Source organism: Streptosporangium canum, from assembly GCF_900113865.1.
Taxonomy (GTDB): Bacteria; Actinomycetota; Actinomycetes; order Streptosporangiales; family Streptosporangiaceae; genus Streptosporangium; species Streptosporangium canum.
Window position 1 is genome coordinate 212,259 of the sequence record NZ_FOQY01000001.1, and the last position, 15,349, is coordinate 227,607.

Consider the following 15,349-nt stretch of genomic DNA (forward strand, 5'->3'; position numbering starts at 1 on the left):
GACCGTGCCGGGACCACGCGGAGACCGCGTGGAGCGGACAGGAGTGGAAGGGCCGATGAGCGCTGAGCCGGTAGCCGACGGGATCGACATTCACACCACGGCGGGCAAGCTCGCCGACCTGGAGCGCCGCCTGGACGAGGCGGCCCACGCCGGCTCCGCGCGCGCGGTGGAGAAGCAGCACTCCAGGGGCAAGATGACCGCCCGGGAGCGGGTCCTGGAGCTGCTGGACGACGGCAGCTTCGTGGAGTTCGACGAGCTGGCCAGGCACCGGTCCACGAGTTTCGGCCTGGAGCACGAGCGCCCCTACGGCGACGGCGTGGTGACCGGCTACGGCACGGTGGACGACCGGCCGGTGGCGGTGTTCGCCCAGGACTTCACGGTGTTCGGCGGATCGCTGGGCGAGGTCTTCGGCGAGAAGATCGTCAAGGTCATGGACCACGCGCTGAAGACCGGCTGCCCGGTGATCGGCATCAACGACTCCGGCGGGGCGCGCATCCAGGAGGGCGTCGTCTCCCTGGGCCTGTACGCCGAGATCTTCAAGAGGAACGTGCACGCCTCCGGGGTGATCCCGCAGATCTCACTGATCATGGGTCCGTGCGCGGGCGGCGCGGTCTACTCCCCCGCGCTCACCGACTTCGTACTGATGGTGTCGGAGAAGTCGCACATGTTCATCACCGGCCCCGACGTCATCAAGACGGTCACCGGCGAGGAGGTGACGTTCGAGGAGCTCGGCGGCGCGCACACGCACAACTCCAGGTCGGGCGTCGCGCACTACGAGGCCGCCGACGAGGCCGACTGCCTGGAGTTCGCCAGGGCGCTGCTGTCCTACCTGCCGTCCAACAACCTGGACGAGGCTCCGGCCCTCGACGTCGACCCGGTCCTGGAGACCACCGGCGAGGACCGCGAGCTCGACACGCTGATCCCGGATTCGGCGAACCAGCCGTACGACATGCACACGGTCATCGAGCATGTTCTCGACGACGGCGAATTCCTTGAGGTGCACGCGCAATTCGCGCCCAACATCGTCGTGGGCTTCGGCAGGGTCGAAGGACGCTCGGTGGGGATCGTGGCCAACCAGCCGATGAGTTTCGCGGGCACCCTGGACATCGCGGCCTCGGAGAAAGCGGCGAGATTCGTCCGAACATGCGATGCGTTTAACATTCCGGTCCTGACATTTGTGGATGTGCCGGGATTCCTGCCGGGCACCGACCAGGAATGGAACGGGATCATCCGTCGCGGCGCCAAGCTGCTCTACGCCTACGCGGAGGCGACCGTGCCACTGGTCACGGTGATCACCCGCAAGGCGTACGGCGGCGCCTACGACGTCATGGGCTCCAAGCACCTGGGCGCGGACGTCAACCTGGCCTGGCCGACCGCGCAGATCGCGGTGATGGGCGCGCAGGGCGCGGTCAACGTCCTCTACCGGCGCGAGCTCGCCTCGGCCGACGATCCCGACGCCCGGCGGGCCCAGCTCGTCACCGAGTACGAGGACACTCTCGCCAACCCCTACCTCGCCGCCGAACGCGGTTATGTGGACGCGGTGATCCGCCCCTCCGAGACCCGCGTGCGGATCGTCAGGGCGCTGCGCGCCCTGCGCAACAAGCGCGCGACCCTGCCCCCGAAGAAGCATGGGAACATCCCGCTATGACGCACCTGAAGATCGTTCACGGCGACGCGACCCAGGAGGAGATCGCCGCTCTGGTGATCGCGCTCGCATCGCGGGCCGTTCCGGCAGCGAAAGCCGTACGGAAACCAGAAATCTGGCGTAACCCCGCACATCGCATGCGAAAACCTCTCCCGGTTGGACAAGGTGCATGGAGATCGAGCGCCCTGCCGAGATAGATCCGAAGAACAGGGTGTCAAGTTGCGCGAGAGTTGGGACTATCTAAGAAATGGGCGCATATAGTCAGCCGATCAGCTAGTTCCGAGGCCTGGAGGACGACATGACCATCCTGGACCTCACCTCCCATCCCGTTGCCGCGAAGTACGCAGTCTTGGTGGACGTGGGGTATCTGTACGCGGCAGCGGGGGAAGTGCTTCTTGGTGCCAAAGAACGCAAGGAATACCGCGTCTCGGCTGACGAGCTGATCCAGGCGCTGCAGAAACACGCGGAAACCCGCATTCACGGCGAGCTGCTGCGGATCTACTGGTACGACGCCGCCCGTGACCGCGTGCCGACCGTGGACCAGCGCGTCATCGCCCAGCTCCCCTGGGTGAAGGTGCGCCTGGGCAACCTCAACGCCCGGGGCCAGCAGAAGGGCGTGGACGCGCAGATCAGGAGCGACCTGGAGGCGCTGGCCAGGCACCACGCGGTGAGCGACACGATCCTGCTCGCCGGGGACGAGGACATGGTCCCGGCAGTCGAGGCCGCCCAGGCCTACGGCGTGCGGATCCACCTGTGGGGCGTCGAGCCGCCCTACGGCACCAACCAGGCCGAGCGCCTCGTCTGGGAGTCCGACACCGTCGAGATCATCAGCGCCGACTTCCTCCGCTCCTACTTCAGCCGCGCCCCCGTCCCCGTCCCGGCCGCCCCGGCCGCGCCCTCCCCCGCCCAGGTCTTCGCCGCCCGCACCCCGGCCGCGATCAAACCCAAGGCCCCCGTCGGCCAGATCACCAAACTCGGCCCCAGCCGCCCACGGGTCGAGGAGGTCGGCGAGCACGTGGCCCAGAAATGGATACTCACCCGCGGCCGCGACAACATCCGCGACCTGCTCCCCGGCCCGATCCTCCCCACCGTCATCGACACCGAGCTGCTGATCGAGGCGGAGAAGGAGCTCGGCCACTCCCTGCGCCCCTACCCCGAGGCCCGCGTCTGGCTCCGCGACGGCTTCTGGGCCCGCGTCTACCGGGAGTTCGAGATCGGAGTCGGCGTCTCCTCCAAGTGACGGCCGCCTGACGCTCGCGTCCGATTCCCGCCAGCCGCATGTTCTGCGCTGCGGATAACGTCGTTGCTGTGTCCGTGAAAGAGCTTGACTTCGATTCCTGTTACCGAGCGGTGAGCGCCCGGGACGCCCGGTTCGACGGGCGGTTCTACACAGCGGTCACCTCCACGCACATCTACTGCCGTCCCATCTGCCCGGCGCGCACGCCCGCCTCCCGCAACGTGCGCTTCTACCGGCACGCGGCCTCCGCCGAGGCGGCCGGTTTCCGTCCCTGCAAGCGGTGCCGGCCTGAGCTCAGCCCCGGAGACCCCGGCTGGGACCACCGCGGCGAGCTGATCGGCCGGGCGCTCCGGCTGATCGACGAGGGCGTGGCCGACGACGGCGGGGTGGCGAGACTGGCCGGGCGGCTGCACATCACCGAGCGGCACCTGCACCGGTTGTTCACCGCCGAGATCGGCGTCGGACCGCTCGCCGTGGCCAGGACCAAGCGGCTGCTGCTGGCCAAACAACTGCTGACCGAGACCGGACTGTCGATCACCGACGTGGCGTTCGCCTCGGGGTTCGGGAGCGTGCGGCAGTTCAACGCGACCATGAAGGAGACCTACGGCTTCACCCCCGGCGAGCTGCGGGCCACCGCGGGCCGGGCCGTCACCGACAAGTCGCTGACGCTCCGGCTGCACCGGCGCGAGCCGTACGAGGCTCAGACGCTGCTGCGGTTCCTGCGGGGGCGGGCGATCCCCGGGCTGGAGCGCGTCGACGAGACGGGCTACAGCCGGGCCGTCCCGGGCGGCACGGTCACCCTCACCCCGGGACCCGGCGACGTCCGGCTGGAGGTGAGCCTCGACGACACCCGCCACCTGGCCCGCGTCGTCGCCCGTTGCCGCCGCCTCCTCGACCTCGACGCCGACCCCGGGGCCATCGCACACGCCCTCGGGGAGACCTCCCTGGCCCCCCTCGTCGCCGCCCGCCCCGGACTGCGGGTCCCCGGCGCGTGGGACGGCTTCGAGGTGGCCGTCCGCGCCGTGGTCGGCCAGCAGATCTCCGTCGCCGGCGCCCGCACCATCCTCGGCCGCATCGTGGACCGCGCCGGCCGCCCCGTCGAGGCGGAGGGGTTCACCCACCTGTTCCCCACCCCCGGGGAGCTCCTGGAGGCCGACCTCGACGGTCTCGGGCTGACCGGGCGGCGGGTGGTCACGCTGAAGGCGCTCGCCGCGAAGGCCGCGGACGGCGAGATCGACCTGGACGGTGCGCAGGAGCCCGGAGAGGCCGTGGCCCGGCTGCTGGAGGTGCCGGGCATCGGGCCGTGGACGGCCAGCTACATCGCGCTGCGGGCGCTGCGCGACCCGGACGCGTGGCCCGCGGGAGACCTCGTGCTGCGGCGGGCCATGGCGTGCCTGGGCATCCCCGACGACCACATCGAGCGGTGGCGGCCCTGGCGGGCCTACGCCGCGCTGCACCTATGGAGTTCACAGTGATCGAGGCACAGGTCCTCCCCACGCCCACCGGCCCGCTGGCGCTGCTCTCGCACGAGGGGCTCGTCGTCGCCGCGGGTTTCACCGCCGACCCGCACCAGATGTTCCTGCGGCTCCCGCCCCGCCTCCAGGCGTACGGCCTGCGCCGGGTGGAGGATCTGGGCCACCCGGCGCAGGCCGTACGGGACTATCTGGACGGGGAGCTGACGGCCCTCGACGGCGTCGCGCTGACCCAGCCGGGCACGCCCACCCGGCAGCGGCTCCTGACGGCCCTGCGGGAGGTCCCGGCGGGGACCACGATCGGCTACGCCGAGCTGGCCGAGCGTGCGGGGCTGCCCAGGACGGCCGCCAGGGCGGCGGGCGCGGCGTGCGCACAGAACCTGATCGCGCCGTTCGTCCCGTGCCACCGCATCCTGCCGTCCGCCGGCGGCTTCGGCGGCTACTACTACGGCACGCCGGTCAAGCAGTGGCTGCTCACCCACGAGAAGGCCCTCGCCCAGACCAGCGTGCTGTAGTCACCGGCGGGCCCGGCGCCGGCCCGTCCGGGCGGCGACGCTCACGGCGTCCCCTTCCTGACGGTGCTCTGCACCTCGCCCACCTCGACGTCGCGGGTGGCGCCGACCTGGATCGGGTCGTAGGCGAAGGGCACCACGTCGGCCTGCACCCCGACCTCCCAGACGGAGGTGACGGTCAGGGTGTAGACGTCGCGCGGCTGGTCCGCCGAGGCACGCAGGTAGGTGACGCCGCAGGTGAACTCCCCGCCCTTGGCGTACGGCCTGCCCGTCGGACCGCATTCCTCCTTGACCTCGGCGCGGTCCTTGTCCGTTCCCGAGTCGATCTTTATGTTCTTCAGGACGGCGGTCACGGTCGCGCTCATGACCCCGGGCAGCGTCGCGGTCACCGACCGGGTGGTCTCGCCGGCGCCGTCCAGCCAGACCCAGGTCGGCAGGTTGACGTAGCTCCTGGCGTCGGGGCTGAGCTTGATCTTCGGCTCGGGCACGGTGAGCGCGGCACGGGCGATGTCGACGAGTTCCTGGAGGGTGATCCCGCCGGGCGGGGTCGTGTTGGGCGGCACGAACACATAGCTGTCCATCGCCAGCTGGCAGCTCAGCCCGTTGGGGTCGGATGAGTCGTGGGCGATCGTCCACCAGCGCCCCTTCTCACCGAGTTTCTCCTGGAACTTCTTGAGGGTCTCCGAGCGGGTCTTCGGTTCATACCGGTCGACGCGTGTCACCCACCGCTGGAAGTCCATCATTTCCTCGGCGTTCTGGGCCGGCTCGTACCAGCAGGGACGCTTGAGGCGATAGCCGTCGCTCTTCCCCCCGCGGCCGTTCCCGCTGAGGACGATCCGGGAGTTCTTCAGCTCGACCGCACGGTAGTTCTTTCCCTGGCTGGTCCGGACTTCGACGCCCCCGCCGCCACCGCCCGGATCCGCCGAGGCGAGCAGCATCAGCCCCGCAACAACCACCTTCATGATCATCGAAGACATCCCTTCGCGGCCTCACTGGGAAGTTCGGCGTGTTGGAGCAGCTTGATCCGCCAGACCCCGTCGTCGCCCCGCCGGAGCCCGGCGACCTGGAGGAAGGGCTTTCTGGTCCAGCCGGGCTGCCTGCGGACCGCCTTCCCGGTCTCCGCGTCCAGCAGCCGCATCCCCGTCTCGTCGATGCATCCGTGGAGCTCCGCCCCGCGCCCGGTGACCGAGACGACGTTCAGCGCGTACAGCCGGGAGGTGCCGCGCACCGACCGGCGCTGGTCCAGGAACTCCTTGACCCACCGGTAGGCGTCCGAGCTCGCGTCGTCCTGGACCGTCTCCAGATAGGCGGTGTCCTGACCGCCGGTGACGACCGACGTGAACGATCCGGCGCGGTAGTCGCGGAGGGCGTTGATCATCCCGGTGGTGTCCCGGTCGGCCACGGCGGGCCACTCGACCACCACCCGGACGCCGGGCGCGACCTCGACCGTCTCCACCTTCGGAGTGGGGACGGCCTGCTGTGCGGAGCTCGGGTCGCCGGCCGGGAGGTCGTCGGGGGTGAACGGCCGGGGTGCCGGCGAGGAACAGCCCACCGGCACGAGCAGGGCCAGCGCGATCACCGCACGCACGCCGATCACGCTGGGAGCGCCCCGCGACCACCGATACGTGTGGATCGGCGTGGCCGCGCGCGCCCCACCGGGCCTCCGGTCCACCGTCGCCTCGGACACACCGCTCGACCGCCGGTCCGCCGTCTCCCCAGGCACGCCGCTCGGCCTCCGGTCCGCCGTCTCCCCAGGCACGCCGCTCGGTCTCCGGCCCGCCGTCGCCTCGGACGCACCACTCGCCCTCCGACCCGCTACGGCGTCCGCCCCGGGCTCCGGGCCCACTGACCCGGTCATGCCGACGGCGCCGAACGCATCCGCCACGAGGGCAGCAGCTCGTCGATGAGCGCCTCCGTCTCCGGCGCCATCCCGCCGCCGTCGGGGTGGGAGCCGGCCCGCCGGTTCAGGGCCTCGGCCACAGCCCGCAGGCGGCCCGGGTCGCCGGTCAGATGGGTGGCCCGCAGCAGGTCCCGCCAGAGTCCCTCGTCGTCGGCGGCCAGCAGCAGCCCGGCCCGCGCCGCCATGACGGCCTGGGCGGCCTCGCCGTTCGCCAGCCGTATCTCGCAGAGCCGGTGGGCGGCGTCCGCGACACCGGCGGTCACGTCGTACTCCAGGTCGTCGGCGGCCAGCCAGGAGTATCGGCCGCGCGGACGCCCGTTCAGCAGCGGACCGCGCACCAGGTTCAGAGCCCTCTCCAGGAGCACGGCGCGCACGGCGGGGTCGGCGTGCGAGCGGCGGACGAACTCGCGGAAGAGCATCCAGTCGGTCCTCACCTCGGGCCCGAGACGGAGCCGCCCCGACTCGTCGGCGTAGAGGTTGGGCCGCCCGGCGCTGTCGACGCCCAGCCAGTCGACGACCCGGGCGATCGTGGCGTCCCGGACCACCGACTGCACGCCCCTCGGCCAGAGGATCCCGCCGAGCACGACCGGGTGGACGCCCCCCGGGTGGGTCGCCAGGTAGACGACGAGCTCGACGGCGAGCACGGCCCGGCCCTCCTCCATCGGCGGCGGGCCGGTGATCTCGACCGGGCCGAGGACCCGCACCTCGATCGAGGGCGTCTGCGGGACCGGCTCCCGCTCGTCGGGCAGCGGCTCCCCGTCGAGCCGCCCGGCCGTGCGGAACAGGTCGATCAGAGCCCGGTAGTGGCGGCGGGGCAGGAGCTGCGCGGCCACCTCGAACCCGAGCGCGTCCACCGTGGCCCGGCCGTCCTCGGTGATCTCCCAGTTCCAGGTGGCGTGCGGGACGTCACCCGCGACGACGTATCCGGCGGCCGTCCGGACGCCCTTCCTGGCGAGCACCGCCAGACGGCGGCCCTCCTCGGCGCTCGGGACCACCGCGGACAGCACGTAGTGCGGCGGCCAGATCGGGTCGGCCGCGCGGCCGTGGATCCGGCCGGTGAGCACCTCGCCGCCGGGGTCGCGCTCCTCGGCCGTGGCCTCCAGCTCGGGCAGGAGCTCGGCGAGGCCGCCCACGCAGCGGACGCGGTCGGGGGCGATCACGGCGAGCTCCTCCCCGAAACCGACGAGCGTGATGAGCATCCGGTCCGACCAGCGGTTGGTGGCCAGCTCCACCGCGAGCGCGGCGAGGGCGGCGGTGCTCTGGGTGCCCCTGAGGCTGATCAGCCCATGGGCCGCCTCAAGGTCGACCAGGACCCGGCCCTCGCCGTTGGACCCCAGCGAGACCAGGCCCGGGTACGGCGCGGGCGCCCCGGCGAGCGCCTGCTCGTCGAGCATCCGGCCCTCGTGGGCCGGCAGCCGCCACACCTGGCCGCCGTCGTGGGCGGCCCAGGGCGCGGGGGCGTCGAGGTCGGGCGGGTGGATCCACAGGTCGAGGGTGTGCGGGGACAGGTGCGCGGCGTAGATCGTGGGCGGGACCCGGTTCTGGACCGCGAGGGACCTGCCCAGGAGCCGCAGCCCGATGTCCAGCATCCGGCTGCCCGGCGCGTCGGCGCCCAGCCGGAGCGCGAGCTCGGCCTGGGCCGCGTCGCCCCTCGGCCGGGCGATCCGGTGCCCGAACGCCCGGTACCACAGCTGCCGCCGGCGCCGGCGGCCGAGCGCCGCCAGCAGTCCGGCCGCCGCCAGCGAGGCCACCGCCAGGTAGTCGAGCATCTCCAGCCCGGACTCCTGCCCGGCCTGCCCGGCCCGGCCGCCGGGGTCGGCGGCCACGGACGGGTCGCGCCCGGTGCCGCCCTCCGAGGTCTGCCGCCCGGTGCGTCCGGAGTCGTCGGCCGCGTGGGACTCCCGCCCGGTGGCGGTCTCCTTCGGGGACCGCCGGGAGGTGTCCGAGGGAGTCCGGCGCGTCTCGGCGGGGTCGGTCCTGCCGTCGCCGGGGACGACGGAGGTGTCCGAGGGCCGGGAGACCTCCGGCCGGGACTCCGTCGGGAGATCCGCGCGGCCCGGGGTGAAGGTCCGGGTGCGGCCGTCGAGCTCCGCCGGCTTGCCGGGGTGCTCCTTGAGGGTGGCGTCGCGGGGCTGGGCGGCCGGGACGAGGTGGATGTTCCTGGCGTCGGCCGGCATGTCCAGCACCCAGCCGGGCCTGATCAGGTCGGCCATGTGGAGACGGCTGCCGTCGGGCTGCTCCTTGTGCTGGTTGAGCCGGTAGATCTCCGGATAGCGCCGCCCGTCGCCGAGGCACTTCTCCGCGATCTCCCACAGGCTCTCGTGGTGGCGCCCGTGCGGCGGCTGCACCACGTAGACCTTCTTGGCCTTCTCCACCGGCACCAGCGGCGCCCGCTCCTCGGCGACCGGCGCGGACAGCGCCACGGAGGCGACGGCGGGGCCCGCGGCCGGCGCGCCCCCCGCCTTCGCGATCGGCACGACCACCGCCGACATGGTGAACAGCACCAGCACCGCCGAGACCAGCCGGTTGGCCAGGACCTGGGTGCCCCCGGAGAGCGGGACCCTGGCCGGCATGCCGACCCGCCGCAGCCCGGCGTAGATCTCGACGATCACGCAGACGGTCAGCTGCAGCCACGCCAGCCAGACCAGCAGCACGAGGATCGCCACGATCGTGCCCGTGCCGACCGGGCTGGACAGCAGATCGATGTCGAGCAGCTCGGGCGGGAGCGGCGGCCCGGCCAGCCGGAGCAGGGCGTAGGGGACCCCGCCCAGGAGCGCGGCCAGCACGACCAGCGCGCCGAGTCCGGCGAACAGGTCACCCGCGGTGCGCCTGGGCCTGATGCGCATGGGCTGTCGCGTGGGCATGCGTCTCCCTCCCCGTTCAGATTCGTCGTCCGTCACCCGCTCAGCCAGTGGTTCGCGGCAATTGGTCTAGGGCATTCGGCGCGGCCCTTCCCGGCCGCCGGGGCCGCCCCGGCCGTACCGGGCCATCAGACGTCCTCCCCCGTGTCGGGACCGGCGGTGGCCTCGGCCTCCGTCTCGGAGCCGGGGAAGCCGAAGGCGGCCAGGAAGAACGCCTCCCACGACACCGAGACCCGCACGGTGACCTGGGCCTGTCCGCCACCGGCCGTGCACTCGGCGAGCTGGACGTCGTCGGTGGCGTGGGCGGAGACGACCTCCTCGGCCTTGGCGCAGATCGTGCCCTCCTCCAGCAGGCGGGCCTGGCCGGTGGCGCGGAGGTGTTCGACGTCGATCTGGTCGGCGGCCGCCCGAGCCGCCTGCTCGGCGATGTCGGCGGCCCGCAGCCGGGAGTTGATGGCGGCCCCGCCGTCGACCAGGAGCCCGGCCAGCAGGAAGACCGCCACCGAGAAGATCACCGTGAAGACCGACATCGACCCCCGCTCCCCGTCCGCGGAGCCACGGGAAACCCGCGAGGTCGCCTCCCCACCGCCGGAAGGGCTCATTCGACCCTCCGGAACTGCTCCAGCGGGACCACCGAGTCGCCCTTCATCTCCTTGGCGGCGCCGAAGCCGAGGAAGTCCAGGTCCAGCGAGCAGGTCACCTCGACCCTGACCAGCGCGCCCTCCTTCCAGTCCGTGCCGGCCAGGCTCACCTCGGGCTCGCACTCACCCGACAGCGACTCCTTCGCCGCCCTGTCGGCGGCGTCCTCGGCGTCGGACAGGGTGCGCTCGACCGAGGCCGCCCTGGCCGCGTCCCTGGCCGCGCCGTTGACCTCGCCCTGGGCCTCCACCACCCGTCCCGCGCCGACCAGGAAGAGCATGAACAGCAGGAAGACCGGGGCCAGCAGTACCGTCTCGGCCGTCAGCGACCCACGCTCGCCGCCGCGCCTGCCGCCGCCGCGCCCGTGTCCGGGTGCGCCGCCGCCGCCATGTCCGGGTACGGGTTCGCCACCGCCACGTCCCTGTCCGGGTCCGGGTCCGGGGCCGCCGCCGCACCGCGCGCACCCGCGTCCTCGTCCGGGGCGGGGCGGGGCCGGGAAGATCACGGGCATCCTTCACTCCCGTCGTCGGGTCGGAAGCACTCGACAGGTCCGCCGAAGCGCGAGGTGATGGTGAACGTCGTGGACGGCAGCAGCGGGACGACCTGGACCGCCGTGGCGGTGATCTCGACGCCTCGCTGGTCGCCCTCCTCCCAGGCCGTGACGGTGGCGCCGTCGAGAAGCTTCGGGCCGACGGCCTTGAGCACCTCGTCGGCCCGCTCCTTGGCGTCGCTCTCCCAGGAGTCGGTGTCGACCCGGGCGAGGCGGGCCCCTTCCCGGGCGGCGGCGTCGGCCACCTGGCGGCCGTGGAACCACAGGGCGAACTGCACGACGAGCAGCATGACGGCCAGCACCACCGGCATGATCATCGCGAGTTCGATGACGGCGGCGCCCCGCTCCCGGTCACGGCTCCCCGCCACCGCCGCCCCCACCCCCGCCACCCCCGCCGTCGCCGCCGCTGTTGCCGAACTGGGTGGAGATGTCGTCCTGCTTCTGCGTGACCAGGGTCTGGATGAGCGTGGCGAGCCCCAGGGCGACCCCGGCGATGATGGCCGTGATGATGACCCACTCGACGGCCGAGGCCCCCCGGGTCGGGGCGTTGCGTGCCCTGTCGATCCGCACGCTCAGGAAGGCGGTCGTATAGACGATCCACGGATGGTTCAGCATGGTCAGGACCCCAACATCTTCATAGCGGCCGGAAAACTCAGGAAGATCACGAAGCCCGCGCAGAGCAGGAGCTGGGCGACGAGCATCGACTGGGACCGCTCACCCGCCTGCCCCTCCACCTCGGCGAGCTCACGGCGCCGCAGGGTCGCGGCGCGGGCGGTCAGGGACGCGCGGACCTTGGCGCCGTCGTCGGCGACCAGCCCGAGCGCGGCGGACAGGTCGCGCAGCTCGTCGACGTTGATCTCGTCGCCGAGCTGCCCGAGGGCCTGCCAGGGGGTGATGCCGACGATCCTGGCGTTGCCGAGCGCCTCGCGGATCCGGTTCATCGCCCAGTTGGCCCCCTCGTCGTCGGCGCCCGGACTGCCCACCGAGACCGCCATCATCAGCGCCTCGGGCACGCCGCGCCCGCCCGCCAGGTTCATCGCGACCAGGTCCAGGAAGGCCCCGACGACGTGCCGGAAGTCACGGCGCATCCGGGCCGCGTCCCGTTTGATCTGCAGGTCGGGCAGGATGAAGAAGACTCCGGCGGCGGCGAGGGCAGCCCACAGCGGGATGGTGGGCGAGACGCCCCACCCCATCACCGCCAGCCAGCCGAGCAGCAGCGGGAACGCCAGCAGCCCGGACACCGCCAGCAGCATCTTGGTGGCCAGGAACCCCTCGAACGACTTGCCGAGCAGGGCCAGGTCCGCCTTGGCCGAGCGGGCCTCCCATCCCCGGGCCGCGTAGAAGCGCGCCAGCCGTACGCCCAGGCCGCGCCGGAAGGCGCTGACCTCCTCGTCCGGCAGGACGAGCTGCATGCGCGGGACGGTCGTGCCCTCCCGGGCGGCGTCCAGCGCCAGCAACCGCGTCACCAGCCCCGGCCGGGCGGGGAACAGCGCCCGGATGAGCAGGAAGAGGCCCAGTCCGAGCACCGATCCCACGAGCAGCGGTTCAGTCATCGCGCACCTCTCCTCCCGAGGGCAGGCCGAGCAGACGGGCGGGCTTGTCGAAGTGGGCCAGGCGGCGCATCCAGGCGAAACCGGCGCCGAAGAACCCGGCGACCACCACGAGCACGGCCTGGCCGAGGGTGTTGTCGTACTCCTCGACGTAGGAGGGGTTGAACACCACCAGCGCGACGGCGAAGGCGACGGCCGTACCGACCACGATCTGCACGCTGCGCCGGGTGGAGCGGCGCTCGGCCTCGACCCGGCGGCGCATGTCGAGCTCCTCCCGGGCCGAGACGGCGAGCGCGCCGAGCACATCGCGCAGGCCGGGGCCGCGCAGCTTGGAGTTGAGGATCAGCGCGGCCACGACCAGGTCGGCCGAGGGGTCGTCGAGCTCGTCGGCGAACAGCCGGAGCGCGTCGGGCAGCGGCATCCGGGTGTGCAGGCGGTCCACCAGGGCGCGCAGGTGCGGGCGGAGCATGGGGGCCGCGGCCCGGATCGAGGAGGGGATGGCCTGCTCCAGGCCGGCGGCTCCGGCGATGGTGTCGCGGAGCGACTCGGTCCAGGCGGCCAGTCCCTCCAGCCTCCGCATCGCGGTGCGCTCCTCGGCCGCGCCGCCGGACAGTCCCCGCCAGCCCAGGGCGAGGAGCACCGCTCCCACGGCCATGACCGGCCAGCCGGTCACCACGAGCACGAGCACGCCGGCGATGGCGCCCACGGCGGAGCGGGTGGACAGGGCCTTGAGGAGCTCGCGCCTGCCGGCCTTCTTCCCCGGCCTGGAGGGCCGCGGGCGCGTGCCGTACAGGGCGAGGCCGAGCAGGAACAGCCCCGCGCCGACCGCCGCCCCGGCCAGCAGCGCCAGCGGGTCGAGCAGACCGGGCGGCAGCGGGATCACGGCCGGCCTCCCGGATGGCGGGCGGGCTGCCCCGCCGGGACGGCGATCATGCCCAGCCTCCCGGGTCGTAGCCGTGGTGGGCGAGCTCCTCCAGGCAGGACAGGGGGGCGTGCGGCAGCACCCGCCCGTCGGCGGACAGGGCGAACACCTCCGAGGAGAGCACCCTGCCGTCCACCCCGGCCACCTCGCGCACGCTCGACACGAAGCGGCGCAGCCTCCCGCCGGAGGCGTAGTCGTTGCGCTTCTCGATGAAGACCACGAAGTCGATCGCGCCCGCGATGAGCATGTGGGTCGCCTCGATCGGCAGGCGTTCGGCGGCCTGGAGCGCGTAGGTGGCGATGCGGTTGAAGACCTCCATCGAGGAGTTGGCGTGGATGGTGGACAGCGAGCCGTCGTTGCCCTGGGTCATCGCGTTGAGCATCGTGACGATCTCGTCGCCGAGCACCTCGCCGACGATCACCCGGGACGGGTTCATCCGCAGCGAGCGGCGGACCAGCTCCGCCATGGTGATCTCACCCTGGCCCTCGGAGTTGGGCAGCCGCTGCTCGAAGGCCACCACGTTGGGGTGGAGCTCGGAGAACTGGTCGAGGCCGAGCTCCAGCGCGCGTTCCACGGTGATCAGCCGTTCGGCCGGCGGGATCTCGTTGGCCAGCGCGCGCAGCAGGGTCGTCTTCCCGGCGTTGGTGGAGCCGGAGATCATGATGTTCTTCCTGGCCGCCACGGCGGCCGAGAGGAAGCGGCCCACTTCCGGGGTGAGCGTGCCGTTTCCCACGAGGTCGCTCAGGAAGACCTTGCCCAGCCGGGAGCGGCGGATGGAGATCGACGGGCGGACCGTCACGTCCATGACCGCCGAGAGCCGGGAGCCGTCCGGCAGGCGCAGGTCGAGCTGGGGGTTGGCGGTGTCGAACGGCCTGCTGGACAGGCCGCTGTAGGCGGCGAGGATCTGGATCAGCTCGACCAGCTCGTCGTCCGACTCGGCCACCGGCTCACGCATGATCTCCTGGCCGTCGGCGTAGCCGACGAAGACCCGGTCGCAGCCGTTGATGTCGATGTTCTCGACCTCGGGGTCGTCCAGCAGCGGCTGCAGGCGGCCGACGCCGAACAGCGCGGCGTGGATCCCGGCGGCGAGCGCCTCCTCCTCCTCGGCCGTGGGCGGGGTCCTGCCGACGCCGATCTCGCCGCGCGCGAACTCCTCCAGGACCTGCGCGATCAGCGCGCGGGCGAACTGGCGCTCGTCCTCGCCGGTCATCGGCACCAGGCCGCTGGCCTGGTCCAGGCGGCGCTGGTGGGCCAGCCGGTCGCCGACCTCCTGCCGGAAACGCTTCACCAGCGTGTGGTCGATGGTCATGCGGCGGGCTCCGGGGCACGGACCTGGGAGGCCAGGCGCCCGGCGAGCTCCCGGGCGGTGCGGATCAGCAGGGAGCGGTCCAGGCGGCCGCCCCACTGGCCGCGCAGCAGCTCCGCGCCCTTGGGGTCGTGGGCGAGCCCGCTGACGAAGGCGACCTCCCTGCCGGTGGCGGTGACGATCCGGCGGACCTCGTCGATCGTCGTGCGGTACTGCCGGGGGTCGGCGATCACCACCACTCCGAGCTGCGGGTCACGGGGCATCACCTGGAGGCGTTCGCGCAGGTGGGCGACGTGGTCCAGGCTCGCCCTGGTGAACAGCACCACCATCGCGGCCTCGGCCGTCAGCTCGGCCGTCTCGGGGTGGCCGCCGAGGCGCCCGCAGTCGGCCAGCACGTCGGCGTGGGGCATCGCGGCCAGCGCCCGGCCGAGCGGGCCCCAGAGCCAGGTCAGCCCGGCGGCCTGCTCGCCGTGGGTCAGCCCGGCCAGGACGTCCAGGCCGCCGACGATCTTCTGGGTGTGCTCGTGGATCTGGTCGGGCTGCAGGCCGCGGCGGGCCATCGCGCCCAGGGTGAGCAGGCCCCGGCCGGGGTTGAGCACGCCGCCGTCGGCGGCGGGGAGGCGGTAGGCGAGATCCCCGCCGGCGGGGTCGCACTCGGCGAGCAGCACCGGGCGCGGCCAGACCGCGCCGAGGGCGGTGGCCGCCGTGGTCACGCCCGGCGCTCCCTTGTCCGCGGCCAGCACGATGAGGGCCAC

Annotated in this window: 16 protein-coding genes; 5 read left to right on the top strand and 11 right to left on the bottom strand. The window is 72.8% G+C overall.

The annotated features are described in order from the left end of the window. The first annotated feature begins 55 nt into the window (after positions 1-55). The 5 genes from BM085_RS00870 (at position 56) to BM085_RS00890 (ending at position 4,869) form a co-directional block, all read left to right on the top strand. Entirely contained in the window at positions 56-1,648 is a 1,593-nt protein-coding gene (locus BM085_RS00870; protein ID WP_093885136.1) for an acyl-CoA carboxylase subunit beta, read from the top strand. Then, the gene (locus BM085_RS00875) at positions 1,645-1,842 is read left to right on the top strand and encodes an acyl-CoA carboxylase subunit epsilon (RefSeq protein ID WP_081937825.1); all 198 of its coding nucleotides are present in this window, start codon (positions 1,645-1,647) and stop codon (positions 1,840-1,842) included. Before BM085_RS00870 ends, BM085_RS00875 begins: the two co-directional genes overlap by 4 nt. Positions 1,843-1,943: 101 nt before the next feature. Continuing rightward, positions 1,944-2,885, top strand: a complete 942-nt coding sequence (locus BM085_RS00880; protein WP_012888061.1) for an NYN domain-containing protein — start codon at positions 1,944-1,946, stop codon at positions 2,883-2,885. A gap of 68 nt (positions 2,886-2,953) precedes the next feature. After that, positions 2,954-4,357, top strand: coding sequence for an AlkA N-terminal domain-containing protein (locus BM085_RS00885; RefSeq protein ID WP_093885137.1), 1,404 nt, complete (start codon positions 2,954-2,956; stop codon positions 4,355-4,357). After that, entirely contained in the window at positions 4,354-4,869 is a 516-nt protein-coding gene (locus BM085_RS00890; protein ID WP_093885138.1) for a methylated-DNA--[protein]-cysteine S-methyltransferase, read from the top strand. Before BM085_RS00885 ends, BM085_RS00890 begins: the two co-directional genes overlap by 4 nt. A gap of 41 nt (positions 4,870-4,910) precedes the next feature. Here the strand turns inward: BM085_RS00890 and BM085_RS00895 are convergent, their stop codons facing one another. From BM085_RS00895 to BM085_RS00945, 11 genes are all read right to left on the bottom strand, one after another. After that, complete coding sequence (locus BM085_RS00895; RefSeq protein WP_245789045.1) at positions 4,911-5,834, bottom strand: hypothetical protein; 924 nt, start codon at positions 5,832-5,834, stop codon at positions 4,911-4,913. Further along, the gene (locus tag BM085_RS00900; RefSeq protein WP_143120753.1) at positions 5,831-6,454 is read right to left on the bottom strand and encodes a hypothetical protein; all 624 of its coding nucleotides are present in this window, start codon (positions 6,452-6,454) and stop codon (positions 5,831-5,833) included. The genes BM085_RS00895 and BM085_RS00900 overlap by 4 nt, the downstream gene beginning before the upstream one ends. Before the next feature lie 266 nt (positions 6,455-6,720). Then, a complete protein-coding gene (locus BM085_RS46690) occupies positions 6,721-9,630 on the bottom strand; it encodes an AfsR/SARP family transcriptional regulator (protein ID WP_093885141.1) in 2,910 nt (969 codons plus the stop codon). 125 nt (positions 9,631-9,755) lie between these two features. Continuing rightward, complete coding sequence (locus BM085_RS00910) at positions 9,756-10,157, bottom strand: pilus assembly protein TadG-related protein (RefSeq protein WP_245789047.1); 402 nt, start codon at positions 10,155-10,157, stop codon at positions 9,756-9,758. Between the two features lie 68 nt (positions 10,158-10,225). Beyond that, positions 10,226-10,777 carry a TadE/TadG family type IV pilus assembly protein gene (locus BM085_RS00915; protein WP_093885143.1) on the bottom strand — a complete coding sequence of 184 codons (552 nt, stop codon included), beginning with the start codon at positions 10,775-10,777 and terminating at the stop codon, positions 10,226-10,228. Beyond that, positions 10,768-11,184 (bottom strand): TadE/TadG family type IV pilus assembly protein, encoded by a 417-nt coding sequence (locus tag BM085_RS00920; protein ID WP_093885358.1) that lies wholly within the window; start codon positions 11,182-11,184, stop codon positions 10,768-10,770. The genes BM085_RS00915 and BM085_RS00920 overlap by 10 nt, the downstream gene beginning before the upstream one ends. Further along, positions 11,168-11,431, bottom strand: coding sequence for a Flp family type IVb pilin (locus tag BM085_RS00925; RefSeq protein WP_031170881.1), 264 nt, complete (start codon positions 11,429-11,431; stop codon positions 11,168-11,170). Before BM085_RS00925 ends, BM085_RS00920 begins: the two co-directional genes overlap by 17 nt. 2 nt (positions 11,432-11,433) lie before the next feature. Beyond that, entirely contained in the window at positions 11,434-12,369 is a 936-nt protein-coding gene (locus BM085_RS00930; protein ID WP_086578917.1) for a type II secretion system F family protein, read from the bottom strand. Further along, positions 12,362-13,249: a type II secretion system F family protein gene (locus BM085_RS00935; protein ID WP_093885144.1), complete on the bottom strand. Its 888-nt coding sequence runs from the start codon at positions 13,247-13,249 to the stop codon at positions 12,362-12,364. Before BM085_RS00935 ends, BM085_RS00930 begins: the two co-directional genes overlap by 8 nt. 46 nt (positions 13,250-13,295) lie before the next feature. Beyond that, positions 13,296-14,597 (bottom strand): TadA family conjugal transfer-associated ATPase, encoded by a 1,302-nt coding sequence (locus BM085_RS00940; protein ID WP_093885145.1) that lies wholly within the window; start codon positions 14,595-14,597, stop codon positions 13,296-13,298. Beyond that, on the bottom strand, positions 14,594-15,349 hold the full coding sequence (locus BM085_RS00945) for a CpaE/TadZ family protein (protein ID WP_031170874.1): 756 nt from the start codon (positions 15,347-15,349) through the stop codon (positions 14,594-14,596). The genes BM085_RS00940 and BM085_RS00945 overlap by 4 nt, the downstream gene beginning before the upstream one ends.

Excerpts from the sequence above, each read along its gene's own strand:
- BM085_RS00925 (WP_031170881.1), bottom strand. The coding sequence starts at position 11,431 with ATGCTGAACCATCCGTGGATCGTCTATACGACCGCCTTCCTGAGCGTG.
- BM085_RS00910 (WP_245789047.1), bottom strand. The coding sequence starts at position 10,157 with ATGTCGGTCTTCACGGTGATCTTCTCGGTGGCGGTCTTCCTGCTGGCC.
- BM085_RS46690 (WP_093885141.1), bottom strand. The coding sequence starts at position 9,630 with ATGCCCACGCGACAGCCCATGCGCATCAGGCCCAGGCGCACCGCGGGT.
- BM085_RS00940 (WP_093885145.1), bottom strand. The coding sequence starts at position 14,597 with ATGACCATCGACCACACGCTGGTGAAGCGTTTCCGGCAGGAGGTCGGC.
- BM085_RS00875 (WP_081937825.1), top strand. The coding sequence starts at position 1,645 with ATGACGCACCTGAAGATCGTTCACGGCGACGCGACCCAGGAGGAGATC.
- BM085_RS00880 (WP_012888061.1), top strand. The coding sequence starts at position 1,944 with ATGACCATCCTGGACCTCACCTCCCATCCCGTTGCCGCGAAGTACGCA.
- BM085_RS00870 (WP_093885136.1), top strand. The coding sequence starts at position 56 with ATGAGCGCTGAGCCGGTAGCCGACGGGATCGACATTCACACCACGGCG.
- BM085_RS00915 (WP_093885143.1), bottom strand. The coding sequence starts at position 10,777 with ATGCCCGTGATCTTCCCGGCCCCGCCCCGCCCCGGACGAGGACGCGGG.
- BM085_RS00930 (WP_086578917.1), bottom strand. The coding sequence starts at position 12,369 with ATGACTGAACCGCTGCTCGTGGGATCGGTGCTCGGACTGGGCCTCTTC.
- BM085_RS00895 (WP_245789045.1), bottom strand. The coding sequence starts at position 5,834 with ATGATCATGAAGGTGGTTGTTGCGGGGCTGATGCTGCTCGCCTCGGCG.